General features: G+C 38.8%; 10 protein-coding genes. 3 read left to right on the forward strand and 7 right to left on the reverse strand.

What is annotated here, in order from left to right; all coding sequences use genetic code 11:
• Window positions 1–360 precede the first annotated feature (360 nt).
• Window positions 361–603, forward strand: a complete 243-nt coding sequence (locus QMA08_RS02210; RefSeq protein ID WP_002959734.1) for a hypothetical protein — start codon at window positions 361–363, stop codon at window positions 601–603.
• Between the two features lie 357 nt (window positions 604–960).
• On the opposite strand, the gene topA is transcribed toward QMA08_RS02210, so the two are convergent.
• Both topA and QMA08_RS02220 read right to left on the reverse strand, forming a co-directional pair.
• Window positions 961–3,669, reverse strand: a complete 2,709-nt coding sequence (gene topA / locus QMA08_RS02215) for a type I DNA topoisomerase (protein ID WP_290173505.1) — start codon at window positions 3,667–3,669, stop codon at window positions 961–963.
• Window positions 3,670–3,917: 248 nt separating this feature from the next.
• Window positions 3,918–7,241 carry a hypothetical protein gene (locus QMA08_RS02220; protein ID WP_290173506.1) on the reverse strand — a complete coding sequence of 1,108 codons (3,324 nt, stop codon included), beginning with the start codon at window positions 7,239–7,241 and terminating at the stop codon, window positions 3,918–3,920.
• Between the two features lie 193 nt (window positions 7,242–7,434).
• Between QMA08_RS02220 and QMA08_RS02225 the strand changes: the two genes are divergently transcribed.
• Window positions 7,435–8,769, forward strand: coding sequence for a dicarboxylate/amino acid:cation symporter (locus tag QMA08_RS02225; RefSeq protein WP_024606768.1), 1,335 nt, complete (start codon window positions 7,435–7,437; stop codon window positions 8,767–8,769).
• A 97-nt stretch (window positions 8,770–8,866) separates the two neighbouring features.
• Here QMA08_RS02225 and sohB read toward each other — a convergent pair whose 3' ends face one another.
• Window positions 8,867–9,883, reverse strand: coding sequence for a protease SohB (sohB, locus tag QMA08_RS02230; RefSeq protein WP_290173509.1), 1,017 nt, complete (start codon window positions 9,881–9,883; stop codon window positions 8,867–8,869).
• A gap of 100 nt (window positions 9,884–9,983) precedes the next feature.
• Window positions 9,984–12,413, reverse strand: a complete 2,430-nt coding sequence (locus QMA08_RS02235; RefSeq protein ID WP_290173511.1) for a VolA/Pla-1 family phospholipase — start codon at window positions 12,411–12,413, stop codon at window positions 9,984–9,986.
• Between the two features lie 206 nt (window positions 12,414–12,619).
• Here QMA08_RS02235 and QMA08_RS02240 point away from each other — a divergent pair, with 206 nt between their 5' ends.
• Entirely contained in the window at window positions 12,620–13,366 is a 747-nt protein-coding gene (locus QMA08_RS02240) for a YciK family oxidoreductase (RefSeq protein WP_002959717.1), read from the forward strand.
• Window positions 13,367–13,447: 81 nt separating this feature from the next.
• Here QMA08_RS02240 and rluB read toward each other — a convergent pair whose 3' ends face one another.
• The 3 genes from rluB to QMA08_RS02255 form a co-directional block, all read right to left on the reverse strand.
• Window positions 13,448–14,317 (reverse strand): 23S rRNA pseudouridine(2605) synthase RluB, encoded by an 870-nt coding sequence (rluB, locus tag QMA08_RS02245; protein ID WP_138488964.1) that lies wholly within the window; start codon window positions 14,315–14,317, stop codon window positions 13,448–13,450.
• A complete protein-coding gene (gene scpB, locus QMA08_RS02250; protein ID WP_290173513.1) occupies window positions 14,314–14,904 on the reverse strand; it encodes an SMC-Scp complex subunit ScpB in 591 nt (196 codons plus the stop codon). Before scpB ends, rluB begins: the two co-directional genes overlap by 4 nt.
• Window positions 14,905–15,055: 151 nt before the next feature.
• Complete coding sequence (locus tag QMA08_RS02255; RefSeq protein ID WP_002959711.1) at window positions 15,056–15,577, reverse strand: calcium-binding protein; 522 nt, start codon at window positions 15,575–15,577, stop codon at window positions 15,056–15,058.
• Between the last annotated feature and the right edge of the window lie 32 nt (window positions 15,578–15,609).

A 15,609-nucleotide genomic window follows, 5' to 3' on the forward strand; every position in this document is an offset into this window, starting at 1 on the left:
TTACAAACTTAAAATATCCTCATAACATAAATAAACAATGGCGCTTATGCATTTCATTTTTGAACCTAAAAAATCAATTTTTCCTAAAACAATCTAAAGGTTATTAATATAAAGCGCAGAATCAAGTTTTCGTAGCTACTAAATATATTACTCCAGCTGATAATGCTGTACTTACTAAAGTTTAAAAACTGACAAGTAAATTACTCATCCTCACGATAAAAAAATTTCGTTATCTTTTATTTCAATTTCGATTAAAAATCAGTATACCAACAGAGTTGTTCTGGATTGGGCACTACTGATTTATACCTAACTTTAAACTGGATAAATCAGTCATCACACCATTTTTTTAGGAATAAACGAATGAAAAAAGCATTGCTAGCATTAATCGTAGCACCACTATTTGCAGTATCTGCGACTTACGCGGTTGCAGACGATGCGCCAACAGCTTCAGCCGAAATGATAAAAGAATACACAGAAATGTGTGTTAACTGGGCTAAAGATGATGACGTAAGCAATGAAGAGCTAAATGCTTACGTATTAAAATGCGTAAATGATGAGCTTGAATCTGAAGGCTATAAAAAAGTATCTTCTGTTAAGATTTAATTATACCAATTACATTTAATTAGTGATCTATTAAAGCGCTAAGAATATAGCTCAATAGCTAAGCGAAAAAACATGACATATATTTGTTCTCGGCAGCTGCTCCCTGCAATGCCTACTTTCTGCATCTACGCAGTCATATATGAATAGCTTTTAACGCAGTAACTGAGTTATTTAATACGCTAAAATGACCAGGTTTTTAATCAAATTGGTAACACGCTTAGGTGAATGTACTGCTAATAAAGCCGTTGCGAAAGCATTCAACTAGGCACAAAAAAACCGGAATAGACACAAGCTGTGCATTCCGGTTTTTTTATGATTTTTTAAATCTACAAAAGCTATGAATAAGCAATAACGTGCTTATTCATCTTCTTTTTTAGCTTTCGCTTTAGGCTTAGCTTTAGCTGGTGCCTTTTTTGCAGCTGCTTTCTTTTTAGGCGCTGCTTTTTTCTTCGCTTCTTCTGTCCATTTACCTGCTTCATAATGAGCAGTCCAGCCGGTAGCTTTACCGTCAACTTCAGTCATAACATACTGAGATTTATTTTTACGGCTATAGCGTACAACAGCAAGATTACCATCAGGATCTTTAGCAGGTGCATCTGCTAAATAATAAAACTTAGGCGAAATGCGGTCTCTAAAGCGTTTTAGTTCTTCGACCTTAGGTGCACGTGTTTCACGTGACTTAGGAAAAGTATTTGCGGCTAAAAATATACCCGCAGCGCCATCACGTAAAACAAAATACGCATCTGACTTTTCACACTCTAATTCAGTAATGTGAACAGGATCTTCTTTTGGTGGAGCAGCCTCGCCATTTTTAAGTAACTTACGTGTGTTCTTACACTCTTCGTTATTACAGCCAAAGTACTTACCAAAGCGACCCGATTTAAGCTCCATGTCAGAACCGCACTTATCACATTCGATAATTGGTCCGTCGTAACCTTTAATTTTAAAGGTACCTTCTTCAACTATATGCCCTTTACATGCTGGGTTATTACCACACACATGTAGTTTACGGGTTTCGTCAATTAGGTATGAGTCCATTGCAGTTTCACAAATAGGACAACGCTTCATCTGCATTAATTTTTCGGTTTCTACGTCTTCGACATCAGCAGCAACCGCTTCATCGCCCGACACTAAGTTCATTGTTGTAGTACAACGCTCTTTTGGCGGAAGGCTGTAACCAGTACACCCTAAGAAAACACCGGTTGAAGCCGTACGTATGCCCATTTTGCGGCTACATGTAGGACATTCTATATCGGTTTCAACCATCTCATTAAGACGCATGCCGCCATTCTCAGGCTCGTCTTTAGCGACAGTTAATTGCGTTGAAAAATCAGCATAAAACTTATCTAAAACTTGAGTCCATACACGCTCGCCTTCAGCAATGTCATCTAAACGGCCTTCCATTTTAGCTGTAAAATCAAAGTTCATTAAATCAGTGAAGTTTTCAACTAAGCGGTCAGTAACAATTTCACCCATTTTTTCAGCAAAGAAACGGCGATTTTCTACACGTACATAACCACGATCTTGAATTGTTGATATAATCGACGCATAAGTAGATGGACGACCAATACCACGCTTTTCAAGCTCTTTTACTAAACTAGCTTCACTAAAGCGAGCTGGCGGCTTAGTAAAATGCTGCTTAGGATCAAGTTCTATTAAAGTAAGTATTTCACCTTCTTTAACAGCTGGCAGTGATTGATCTTCTTCGTTCTTTTTACGCACCGCAGGTTGTACTTTTGTCCAACCATCAAAGCGAAGCACGCGGCCTTTTGCTTTGAGCTGGAAATCGTTAGCTGCAACAGTCAGTGTTGTTAAGTCGTATTCAGCAGGTACCATTTGACACGCTACAAACTGACGCCAAATTAGCTCATACAGCTTTTTAGCATCGGCATCTACGCCTTCGATATGACCAGACAACACAGTAACGCTTGAAGGACGAATTGCCTCATGCGCTTCTTGTGCATTGCCTTTAGAGCTATAGTTAATTGGATCTTTTGGTAAATATTTAGCACCAAACTCGTTCGTTACATACTCACGACACATTTCAACCGCATCTTTTGAAAGATTGGTAGAATCGGTACGCATATAAGTAATATAACCGCCTTCATACAAACGCTGAGCGAGCATCATAGTTTTCTTAACGCCATAACCTAGGCGTGTACTTGCCGCTTGTTGCATGGTTGAAGTAATTAATGGCGCACTTGGGCGACTTTTACTTGGTTTTTCTTCAACGCTAATTACTTTGTATTCTGCACTCTCAAGGCTTTTAACAGCTGCGCTAGCCTGAGCTTCATTTACAGGCTTAAATGCCTTTCCTGCTTGTTTGGTTACTTCTAAGCGTAACTCAGACTCAGTATTCTTAACATCAGCGTGAATATCCCAAAACTCTTCAGGGATAAATGCCTTAATTTCACGTTCACGCTCAACTAATAAGCGTACCGCAACAGACTGAACTCGTCCTGCAGATAGACCACGTGCAACTTTTGCCCACAACAAAGGAGAAACCATAAAGCCTACAACACGGTCTAAAAAGCGTCGTGTTTGCTGAGCGTAAACCATGTCAGTATTAAGCTCGCCAGGTGTTTCGAAAGCTTGCTGTATTGCGTTTTTGGTAATCTCGTTAAAAACTACGCGCTTATACTTTTCAGGTTCGCCGCCAATGATTTCTTGAAGGTGCCAAGCAATTGCTTCCCCTTCTCTATCCAAATCCGTTGCGAGGTATATTTGATCTGCATTTTCAGCCAGCTTTTGTAATTCTTGAACAACCTTCTCTTTACCTGGCAGGATTTCATAATGCGGCTCCCAACCTTGCTCAGGATCAATACCCATACGCGCGACCAGGTTAGTATAATCTCGTTGCTTTTTATACGCTGCTTTCTCTTCAGGTTCCATTTTGCGAACTTCTGCTGGCGTTTTAGTTGCCGGCACTTTAGCTTTGCTCGAACCTGAAGTAGGTAAATCACGTACATGCCCAATACTGGACTTTACGATGAAGTCATTACCTAAATATTTATTAATTGTTTTAGCCTTAGCAGGTGACTCTACAATTACTAGCGATTTGCCCATAGTTGCCTATTTCTAACCAAATATTAAAAATGTGTTTTGCCGACATAAGCGGCGCGAATATTTATAGGTATATCTACAAACACTAGTTGTTACAAGCTTTTAATACAAACTTTTCAGTATTTACTGAATAAACGAACAATTTTTGTCGTTAAATTAAACAAACAGGTGTTTTTAGATTAATTGATGTGGAATATATAGAACAGAAACAAAAATGCCAACCTAAAGGTTGGCATTTTTAAAATAAAGCCTTATTTACTATCGTAAATTTCGATTCCTTTGGAGACTGTTTTAGTGCCACCAGCCTGAGTAGTAAACTCAAATGTTATTGAAAGTACACCGTCAAATTTATCATTACCATCCGCTTCACGAGAAATACGAACATCTGAATACATTGGTTTATCCGTATTCGTACTTGGAATGATAGCGTTATTTTCGATAATAGATAAGTCGCCATTTGTAGAGGCTATAGATACAGTTGTACCCGCTGGTAGTGGATTACCAAACTCATCTGTGTAGTGAATACGAACTGTAATACCAGATAAGCCAACTTCCAATAGTTGAGGATCAGTTTCATCTGGATCCGTTTCATCATATTCAGGGTTATCTGCAAAAACATTTGATAAGTCAACTGCTGATATATCACAACGCTCAGATACATCGGATGGCTCAAGTACTGCTACAACTGAAACAGAGCAATCTGCAGGTACATAAACAGGATACGGCGCATCAAGAATATCCGTTGTTTTCAGCACAGAAAAACGAACATATGGGTTATCTCCAGACATAACCAATTCAATTTGTTTACGCACTTCAATTAGCTCACGAGAACACTCACCTGCATTTTCAGCGGCTTCGCTACATAATAAACCATTATATTTACCATCAGCAAAGTCATAAATACCGTCATTATCTAGGTCTCGCCATGTTTCATTATGACCACCTCGTGAAATTAACTCAGAACATTCATCCGTAGACGGGTCATAATTTGAAGCATCTGCATCACTACAGTTTGCTTTATCGAAGGCAGCATTTTCATTGTGATCTATAAATGCTTCAGGTAAGTCGTAACTAGTATAATATTCACCAATATCAAACAAGCCATTGGTACGTTTAACATCATCCGTGGTTTGCTCATCTACAAAGTTCTCTTGGCCTTTAGTGACAGCGAGAATACTTACACGCCCTCCCATAACAACACCATCAGCATTATTTTTAGCGCGTGTAATACCATTTATACAAGGAGCTGCGATACCAAAATATGGGTCACAATTTATAATACCTGTTTTTGGATTAATACCTTCAGTAGTTGTTGGGTCCTCGTCAATATCGCCAATTCGGTTACCCCATTTGTAATCATAAAATGGACGGTCTCCCTGAGAGCGCCAGGTTACAACACAGGTAGCATCGTCAGTTTTACACGTAACTTCATTGCTAGATGAGCCAATGACACCCGCTTCGGCTAAAATAGTTGCTTCTACACCGTCACCGTTATAATTATTAAATTGGTCACCAAAATATACCGTAATATCATTTAAAACACCGTTATAATTAAGTGAGTTAGTATTAAACGTATTTGGGCTTGCATCAAAACTGTTTTGGTCTGTTACGCCCGAAGCGAGTGTTAATTGAGCCGATACAGAACTTATCTGCTCGCTCAATGGTACTAAAGTAAGTGTTCCTTCTGGACAAATTTCATTGTTAGGTTCTGATGCACACAGTTCTACATCATCAACCCAACATGTTAAGTCATCACCTTCAGGTAAGTTATTAACATCTTCTTTAGAAATAAAACACGCTTTTACAACTAATGGACCAGGCACTATGCCAGATTCAACCGTTGTTTGAACAAAACCTTCATTATTTGTATCACTTGTTCTAAGTGACAGTTTAGCTGCCCCCACTGAATCTGTTAACTTGAAATCTATACGTTGCTGCGTGGATGCAAGGCCATCTGCATCTATTAGCTTAAATCTAACGATCGATTGAGTCGGGGCGCCGCCTTCACCTGGTGGTAATGCAATAAATGTCTCACTCACATCAACAAACTGTATTGATTGTACCGCTGATGTTTCCACAGGAATAATCGAAGTAGCAGTAAAGTTTTTACCACCTGTCTCAACCGTGATATTAATATCATCGTCAATACTACAACCTGTAGCTCGGTATGTTGATGTTGCGATACCACTTGATGATTTTACTGATGCATCAATTACTGAGTCACCACTAATTACACAAGTTGAGCTGAATTCAACATCTGTTGGAGTCAAGTATAAATTACCGTCTTCATCTAAAAGTGTTACTTCAATCACGGTACTACCACCTGCTTTTAAAGGAATAACATTTCCTGAAGTATCTTTATTAAGCCCGTTATCAACCTCTAGGGTTAAGTCAGCAATACCTACAGCAAAATTAGTTGAATTAGTTTCACCTACAGACGTTACAGTCACAGTACCTGCGCCACCAGTATTTCCAGGCTGTAATTTTAGCAAAGCAATACCAAAGTTATCGGTAAGAGCTGTCCCAGATGAAGGAAGAACAGAACCTAAATTTGTTGAAATATTAACAAGCGAATTTTTACTACCTTCACCACTTTGTTCATCAATGACTTCAACAAATAATTCACCTAGTTCTGATGAAGAGATTGTATTAGCTACTGTACAACCCGATGCTGCTTGTGTAGGGTCAAGTTTTACACTTGAACGATTATCGTCCCAGCCTGCATTACAACCTGTTAAAAGCTTTACTGATATAGAGAATTGTGCCAAATCAATTGGTGCAGAATCACCTGATGAATAAAATACAGCTGTATTACTCACTTCTGTTGAATTCGTAGGATTATAAGTTGCAACCACTTGACCTGCGCCTTTGAAACTACCACTAGAGAGAGTTACTTTTGCCTCACCCGCTGAGTTTGTAATTGCAGTTCCTAAGTCTGGCGTTATTTTACCTGTGAAGTTTGTAGTAAAAGTAACAAGCTGCTCGCTAAGTGCAATTCCATCATTTTTTAAAGTTGCTGTAACCGTGCCTAAATTGTCAGTTGTAACCGGGTTTGTATCAGAATACTTAGCACCATTTTCATCTACAATATTTACTGTTAGAGTTGTTGACCCACTAACACCAGTATCATCACCCTGCCCACCGCTTGATTGAAAAGCAAAAGTACTTGTATAAGATTCACCATCGACTGTATAAGTAGCGGTTACTTCCCCAGCACCGGCTTGAGCACCGGCTGTAAGTTCAACGGTTGCAATACCATCGTTCTGGGTTAATGCACTCGATGGAGACAGTTCACCAATATCATCTTCTAATGTAAACGTGATGCGCTTACCCGCAACAATTTCCCCGTCTTGAGTAAGAATTGCGCGTAAATCTAAAGAGGAGGTAGCTGTAACAGAATTTGACTCTGTTGCGTCTGTTTGAGAATACCCCTTTAATGAAACCGAGTATGTAGCAGCCTCTGTAGTGGAGTCACCATCACTAATAGAGCCGTCTTTTTCAAGTGACCCACCGCCACCACAGGCTGTGAGTAAAAAACTTAGCAATGAAATGCCGAGCAGTCGCATTAAAGGCATGAACCTCTCCCTAGCGTTGTTATTATAATCAAAATTAATTTTCACTTAATATTAACCTATAACTTAGTCTAAAATCTCAGTTTTTTATTACTTTTTTGCGCAAAATAATTTTAAATAAATACCAATTTTTTCTGTAGTAAATATTTCCTTGCTGGTAGTCTATGGCAAATTTATAAAATGTAGATCAGGGAATATGTCAAAAATCCGTTCAATGAGTTTAACCACTCGCATCATGATTGGTATGGCGCTTGGGGTTGCAGTAGGTTTTATATTTCAGGCTATATTAGCTGGTGAAGACGATTATCTAATACCACTTGGGTTATTCTCTTTGCCAATTAAAGCCTTTTTTGTTGATGGTATTTTCCATGTTGGTGGCCAAATATTTATTGCCAGCTTAAAAATGTTAGTTGTGCCTCTTGTTTTTGTATCGCTTGTTTGTGGTACCTGTAGCTTAAGTGACCCTAAAAAACTAGGCCGCCTAGGTGGTAAATCTATTGGTTTATATTTATTAACTACGGCTATTGCTATAACGGTAGCTATTACACTTGCCTTATTATTTAGCCCTGGTGAAGGTATAAGCTTGCCATCTAATGCAACTTATGATGCTAAAGAAGCGCCTACCCTTGCACGTGTAATTATAGATATGTTTCCTACTAACCCATTTGAAGCAATGGCCAAAGGTAATATGCTTCAAGTTATTGTGTTTGCACTATTATTTGGTGTAGCAATGGCATTAAGTGGTAAAACAGGCAAACGCGTAGCAAGTGTTTTTGAAGATTTAAACACAGTAATCTTAAAACTAGTTACGCTGTTAATGAACATTGCACCTTATGGCGTGTTCTTTTTAATGGCAAAACTATTTACAACAATTGAGCTTAACTTAATTGTTAGCCTAGCCAAATACTTTGGCGTTGTAGTGCTTGCACTGTTATTACATGCTTTTGTAAACTACACATTGCTTTTAAAAATATTAACGGGCTTAAACCCGCTTATTTTCTTAGCAAAAATGAAGCACACATGCTTATTTGCATTTAGTACCTCGAGCTCAAGCGCAACTATGCCTATTACACTTGAAACTGCTACTAAAAAACTAGGTGCTAATAACTCGGTTGCCTCATTTACTATCCCACTGGGTGCTACCATTAACATGGATGGCACTGCTATTATGCAAGGTGTGGCTACCGTATTCATTGCACAAGTGTTTAGTGTCGATTTAACAATTTCTGATTATCTAATGGTTATATTAACAGCAACACTTGCCTCTGTAGGTACAGCAGGCGTACCTGGTGTTGGTTTAATTATGCTGGCCATGGTACTTAACCAAGTTGGCTTACCTGTAGAAGGGATTGCAATTATTATCGGTGTAGACCGCTTGCTAGATATGACACGTACAGCAGTTAATGTAACCGGTGATTGTATGGTTACCTGTGTTGTTGCCAAGTCTGAAGGTGAGCTAGATGAGAGCATCTTTAACGACCCTAATGCAGCTAAAGACTTAGAAGATTATCATAAATCTATTGACTCTTAAGCTACATTTATACAGCTATAAAAAAACCTTGATGCAATACATCAAGGTTTTTTTTCGAGTAAAAATAATTAAACTGAATCGTAAGAAAGATTCTAATCTAAGGATTTAGGGATTTAAATTTAGAGAGTAAGTTTATTCCCACTTTATTTACACCACTACTCAAGCCAAGAGCTAGCTTATCGCTTAATCCCTTTTTAATTTTGTATTTAATCTTATAAATTTGGCGCTCATGTTGCTGCTCCAGCAATGCATCATCACTTGTCTTTATAACATCTACCAAACCTTTATCAATCGCTTGCGTTGCAAACCAATGCTCGCCTGTCGCAACTAAGTTTATATCTAAGCCTGGACGTTGAGTGCTTACAAACGTTTTAAATAAATCATGTGTTTGTTCAATTTCTTCACGAAACTTTTCACGGGCCTTATCTGTGTTTTCACCAAATAAAGTAAGCGTACGCTTAAACTCACCTGCAGTTATTTGCTCAAATTCAACATCATTTTTCTTTAATATTTTATTAAAGTTTGGTATTTGAGCTATCACACCAATAGATCCAACTATGGCAAAAGGGGCTGCCAGTATCTCATCGGCTACACACGCCATCATGTAACCACCGCTCGCTGCTACTTTATCAATTGCAACACTCAAAGGAATACCGGCATTTTTAATACGCTGTAGCTGAGATGCAGCAAGTCCGTAGCCGTGCACAACTCCGCCGCCACTTTCTAAACGAATAAGTACTTTGTCTTTACTTGGGTTAGCAATAGAGATAATGGCTGTTATTTCTTCTCGTAAGCTTTCTACTTCGTGAGCGTCCATACTACCTACAAAGTCAATTACATATAAACGAGGTTTAGGCTCATCTTTATCTGCTTTTTTACTTTGCGATTTAAGCTGTTTTTGGTGTGCTTTAAGCTCTTTTTTACCCAGCGTATTTTGTAGAAAACTTTCTTTAAGATCGACTAATTGCTCTGATATGTCGTCAATTTGTATTTCACCTTTTTTGGCTTTAGGCTTAACTGCAGCGCCAACTATTAGCATTAGAATAACTGCTATAGCGATAACAAAAGTAATTGTTTTAGCAAAAAACAAACCGTATTCGTATAAAAATTCCAACTGGTTTCTCCATTTATAAATTTCAGCTAATTTAGCATGCTTTAAAGCAAAAAAAAGCCACTTTTCAGTGGCTTTTAAAGGTTAATTATTTTACTGGTTATTAATCAGTCACAACCTCAGGATTGGAAACTAATAACATTCGACCGCGAGCAGCTAAGTAAGTAGCTACTTGCAACTGCATTTCTGTATTAGCGGCAGCACTGCCTTCAACAGTTGCAGCCTGTGCAGCATCTTGAGCTGGCGTTAATATAGAACCATGATGCCCTTTAGTAAATTTAACTAAGTAGCTTGTTGGTGTTTCACTCAATGCCTGCGAAGTACTTACTGTTTCAAGACCCATCAAGTTAGCTAATGGAATTGTGCCTGAAATAGGATTATTTGCTGCCATTGGTGGTATCACTTGGTCAGGCTTATTATCAACACCATCGCCCACAACAACATTAGTATAAACAGGAGTGCCTAATGCTTTCACAGTGGCTGCGTAATTAGTTGGATCGCCACTATCAAGTGCTGTTTGCGCCGCAAATGCAAATTGAGTAAACACTCCTTGAATATTAGTAAGCTTACTTGTTTCACCAGCTGTAGTTAACGAAGCTACATACTCGTTATAACCACAGGTTAAATATGCTTCCATATCTGGCAATACTGCACCACAGTTAGACACTGCATCAACTTGTAAATACGCGTTAAACTCATCAGCTTCTGTTGTACCTGCTTGTGAAAGTACTGAACCTTGAATAAATGGACCAAATGCAGCTGATTCTAGTAAGAAGCTAGCTATACCGCCGCCGCCGCTTGCAAGTGCTACTGTGTTTACATTAAATAATGGGTCAACGGTTGGCGCTAATGGGTTATTAGCTTGTGCAATAAATGCAGGGGCTACAATAGAGCCTAATGAATGACCAATGTAAGTTACATCTTGCGCATTAATCGTTGCATCATTAATAAAGTTTAGACCTAAACGTAAACCTAATAAATCAGCCGCTGATTGACGTAAGCTATCACGCGCAACAAGTAATGAACTTAAATTCATGTAACTAAGCACAGAACCTGTTGTTGCATTAAAGTCGTCTGTTCCATCACCATCAACATCTATTCCACGCTCACCATGTCTTGGATGGTCAATAGCAACTGTTGCAAAGCCTTGAATAGAAAGCTGCGCCGTTAAAGCAAGCATACTTTCTTTTTGTGTTGTAATACCGTGTTGCATAATAACAACTGGCCATCCGCTATCAGGCATTGCGATAGGATCTAATTGTAACTGTGCACGTACACCATTAATTATTGGTAAAATAGGCTTAGTAACTTGCACTGGCACATTTGCCATGCTTTGTACTTTTGGAATGGAGTTATATTTTGTTAAATGACGTGTGCTATCTAGTCCTAAGTCACGTAATTGCCCGTCACTTAATGCAGAACATAAACCATCATTTTCACTAATAGGATCTGTCGGAAATGCATCACCAGCAACGGCCTTGTAACCGATTATTGCCACCGCGTTATCACACATACCTTGCCAATATGTATCACTTAAATCACTAATATCAGTACCCGTTGGTGTACCTAAATACATCGGTAGCATAATGCTACCTTTTTGATATTGCACACCAGAGAAAGCAGCAGACACTTCTACACCCTGAGAAGCAAATACCTGTTGTACATTTACCATCGGTTGTTCAGGAACTTGAAGCGCAGGCGTTGGCATCGCAGGCTGTTGCAAACTTGCAGCTAGCAATTTTTTAATTGTCCCAAGTACTGGCCCCGCAGACTGAATAGTCATTGCGCTAGAAAAAATAATATCTTCTTTTGTTATATTTCCTGAACTTACAACTACATTTTCGTAACTGTTAACAGCGCCCTGCAAACCAAGTTGGGCTTCTGTAATTAATGGCGCTTCTTGCTTAACCAGTCCATAAGTAGAAGAAGGCTCGATAGAGCGTCCTAATGAATCTTTAAGACCAGTCGTTAGTACATTGATGTATGAGCTACCTGCCGTAAATGGTTTTAAAGGAATAATTGCAACGGCATCACCAGAAGCTTGAGTAACAAAATCAACACCAAAAGTAAGCTCACCGACCAATTTACAAGCTGTACCTGCAGCTACAACTGAACATTCTGCGTCAGTTAAACTTGCACCCATTACTACTTCAAAAATGCGAACTGTACCTGGTGTTCCAGCAGACGCTTCATCTAAACTCACATTTGGCGGAAATGTTAAATCGATTTTATAAGGAACCTGAGAAGACCAACCGTCAAGTGCGCCTAGAGCAAGCTGAGGGTCAGCATAAGCTGCTCGAGAAATAGACATATTGTTGTCATCTAATTCTCCAGGAATATTAAGTGTACCGTCTTGGGTTCCACTCATTAATAAATCATTAGGTACCGATAAGATGCCTGCAGCAGGGTCAAATGTAACCGTTGCTGTTGGAATAACGGTTGCTGTGTCGTTCTTAACATCTTCTAACGTTTCTCCGCCGCCACAACCTGCCAAGGCAGCTGTAACAGAGAGTGAAAGTAGCATTTTTTTCATATTGTTGGCTCCGCACATATTTTATTTTTATAGTGTGTTTAATCAGTGTATTAAGTTAAAACAATGTAATCAGGTTATTAATGAGACATTAGACCAGTTAAACTTAACGTAAAGTTTCTATTTTCGCCACCTAATTTTACAATAAATTCGATTACTTCACGTTTCGCTATGTTAAAATCAAAAAAAATAGATGAATGGGTACTTTTATGCACACATATCAAGCGGCTGAAAACGCACTTAAAGATAAAATTATTTTAATAACAGGCGCCGGTGATGGTATTGGCCGAGTAGCAGCAATTACGTATGCGAAATACGGCGCTACAGTTATCTTATTAGGAAAAACAACTAATAAACTTGAATGTGTTTACGATGAAATTGTTAATGCGGGTTACCCTAAACCTGCAATTGTGCCCATGGACTTAAAAGGCGCAACTAAACAAAACTATCGTGACCTTGCTGCAACAATTGAATATCAATTTGGCCGCCTTGATGGCTTGCTCAATAATGCAGGTATTTTAGGGTCACTTGGTCCACTTGAACATTTTTGCTCATCTACGTTCGAAAACATAATGAAAGTAAACGTGACCGCGCAAGCGATGATCACTAAAGCGCTTTTCCCTGTTCTTCGTAAGTCTGATAATGCATCGATAGTATTTACGTCATCAGGTGTAGGCCGCAAAGGCCGTGAGTTTTGGGGGCCATACGCCATCTCAAAATTTGCAGTAGAAGGCATGATGCAAACATGGGCATGTGAAGTAGGCAAAACGAATATTCGTATAAACTGTATTAATCCAGGCGCTACTCGCACTTCTATGCGCGCTGCTGCATACCCAGGAGAAGATAGAGACGCGCTTGCTACACCAGAAGATTTAATGCCAACCTACTTATACTTGATGAGCGATGATTCTAGTAAAGTGAATGGCGAATCGTTAGATGCTCAAGTAAAAAAGTAATTTAGAGTTTAAAAAATTTAAACAACACATTAAAAAAGCCGCAATTAGCGGCTTTTTTGTGTTCAATAAATAACTAATTTATTATTTACGTTTAGTAGGCTTAACACGTTGATTGTGTTTTTTAACTGCTTTGCGGATCTGGTTGATTTTAGCGCGTTTATCTTTGCGTTTTTCAGGCATAACAGAAAGCTTAGTTTGTGTCTCACGCCCTAATTTAACGGTTTTGCGTAAGTAGTTTACTGTTTCTAAATCATACTCCATCCAACCACCTTGTGGCACGCGCTTATCAAGCTCTAGTTTACCGTAACGAATACGAATAAGACGAGATACTTCCGCATCTTGAGACTGCCATAAACGACGTACTTCACGGTTACGTCCTTCATTTAACGTTACGTTAAACCAGCGGTTAACGCCTTCGCCACCCATAGGGGTTACAGTCGTGAATTTGGCTGGACCATCTTCAAGCTCAACACCACGTAGTAAGTTTTTAACCGTTTCATTGGTTACTTCACCAAATACACGCGCAGAGTATTCACGCTCTACTTCATAGCTAGGGTGCATCAAGCGGTTAGCTAATTCACCATCATTAGTAAAGAGCATCAAACCCGAAGTATTAACGTCTAATCGACCAACTGCAATCCAACGCTCACCATCAATACGAGGAAGTCGGTCAAATACGGTACGACGCCCTTCTGGATCTTTACGTGTGCTTAACTCACCTTCTGGTTTGTTATACATAATTACACGACAGATTCTATCTGCTTTTTCTTCAATCTTTACAGTGTGTCCGTCTACACGAATTAAATCAGTTTCTTCAACACGGTCACCTAACTTTGCCACTTTACCGTTTACACTAACGCGGTTTGCATCAATGTATTTTTCCATTTCACGGCGTGAGCCTACGCCTGCACGGGCTAGGACTTTTTGTAACTTTTCACCTTGTATACTCATTCGGATGGTTCTCTCACAGAAGGATCGCTCAATAACTGGTTAATTTTACTTTGCTGCTCTGTTGGCAGCGCAGGTAAGTTTTCAAGCCCAGTTAACGAAAAATAATCTAAAAATTGTTTAGTAGTTGCATATAAAGCCGGCTTACCCGGAACCTCTTTATGCCCTACCACTTTAACCCACTCTCTTTCGAGTAGGGTTTTAATAATATTCGAACCCGTAGTAACACCTCTTACTTGCTCAATTTCGCCGCGTGTAATGGGCTGCCTGTATGCAATAAGTGATAATGTTTCCAGTAAAGCACGCGAGTATTTTGGTGCGCGTTCTTGCCACAAGTTATTTAACCAAGGGCTTAAACTACTACATGCCTGAAAACGATAACCGCTACCAACTTCGACTAAGCGAATACCACGAGTTTGAAAATGTTCTTGTATTGTATCTATTGCGTCGTTTATTCGCGCCATAGAAATAGCTAAATCTGTTAATACAGTATCTTTAAGGTGGCGTTTACTCACAGGCTTATCTGCAACAAAAATAGCTGCTTCAATGATCTCAACTAGTTGTTCATCACTAATTCGCCGACCCGCCATAGACACTCTTAACAAATAAAAATACACAGCCATCTATTATGACAGAACAACGCCAAACTAGGAAAATATATCTACTAAATAACTAGATTTTAAACACAAAAAAGCCAGTGATTATCACTGGCTTCTAATTTACTCTTTAAAACAACAAATATTAGCTGTGTTTAATGGCTTCTAATGCATCATCTTCAGCTACTGCGTTACCGTATTTTTTAATGTAACCCATAAACTCGCTTTTACTGATGCGCTTATCTTGGTTTTTATCCATGTAACCAAAGTGATTTGAAATATCATCATCGTTACCTTCAACTACCGAAATATAGCCATTACTGTCGTTATCTAAGCTTGAAAAGCTGCTTTCAATTTTATCGAATTTAGCGATTTCAGCTTTAAATGCCGACTCACTTACTTCAGAATCAGTGGCTACTTTACCATTGTTTAACTTCATGTAAGTGTTGAATTCTTTGCGGCTAATTTCGTTATCCATATTGGTATCAATATTTGAAAAATGGCCCCAAATGCTATCGTCATCAGCTTCAACTTTTGAGATGTAGCCATCGCTGTCATTATCTAAACTTGCAAAGTCACTGTCTATTCTTTCAAGACCTTGATTAGATGAACAAGCCGCTAGGCTTAATGATGCTAAAATAGTGGCTGCTAATGTTAACTTTTTCATAAGACGTATCCTTCGTAATTAATTAAATGTCA

The organism is Pseudoalteromonas sp. APC 3355, assembly GCF_030407615.1.
Classification (GTDB): Bacteria; Pseudomonadota; Gammaproteobacteria; order Enterobacterales; family Alteromonadaceae; genus Pseudoalteromonas; species Pseudoalteromonas distincta.

What these genes read in the sequence shown, in the direction of transcription:
- QMA08_RS02210 (WP_002959734.1), top strand. Translation starts at nt 361, where the DNA reads ATGAAAAAAGCATTGCTAGCATTAATCGTAGCACCACTATTTGCAGTA.
- topA (WP_290173505.1), bottom strand. Translation starts at nt 3,669, where the DNA reads ATGGGCAAATCGCTAGTAATTGTAGAGTCACCTGCTAAGGCTAAAACA.
- QMA08_RS02220 (WP_290173506.1), bottom strand. Translation starts at nt 7,241, where the DNA reads ATGCCTTTAATGCGACTGCTCGGCATTTCATTGCTAAGTTTTTTACTC.
- QMA08_RS02225 (WP_024606768.1), top strand. Translation starts at nt 7,435, where the DNA reads ATGTCAAAAATCCGTTCAATGAGTTTAACCACTCGCATCATGATTGGT.
- QMA08_RS02235 (WP_290173511.1), bottom strand. Translation starts at nt 12,413, where the DNA reads ATGAAAAAAATGCTACTTTCACTCTCTGTTACAGCTGCCTTGGCAGGT.
- QMA08_RS02240 (WP_002959717.1), top strand. Translation starts at nt 12,620, where the DNA reads ATGCACACATATCAAGCGGCTGAAAACGCACTTAAAGATAAAATTATT.
- rluB (WP_138488964.1), bottom strand. Translation starts at nt 14,317, where the DNA reads ATGAGTATACAAGGTGAAAAGTTACAAAAAGTCCTAGCCCGTGCAGGC.
- scpB (WP_290173513.1), bottom strand. Translation starts at nt 14,904, where the DNA reads ATGGCGGGTCGGCGAATTAGTGATGAACAACTAGTTGAGATCATTGAA.
- QMA08_RS02255 (WP_002959711.1), bottom strand. Translation starts at nt 15,577, where the DNA reads ATGAAAAAGTTAACATTAGCAGCCACTATTTTAGCATCATTAAGCCTA.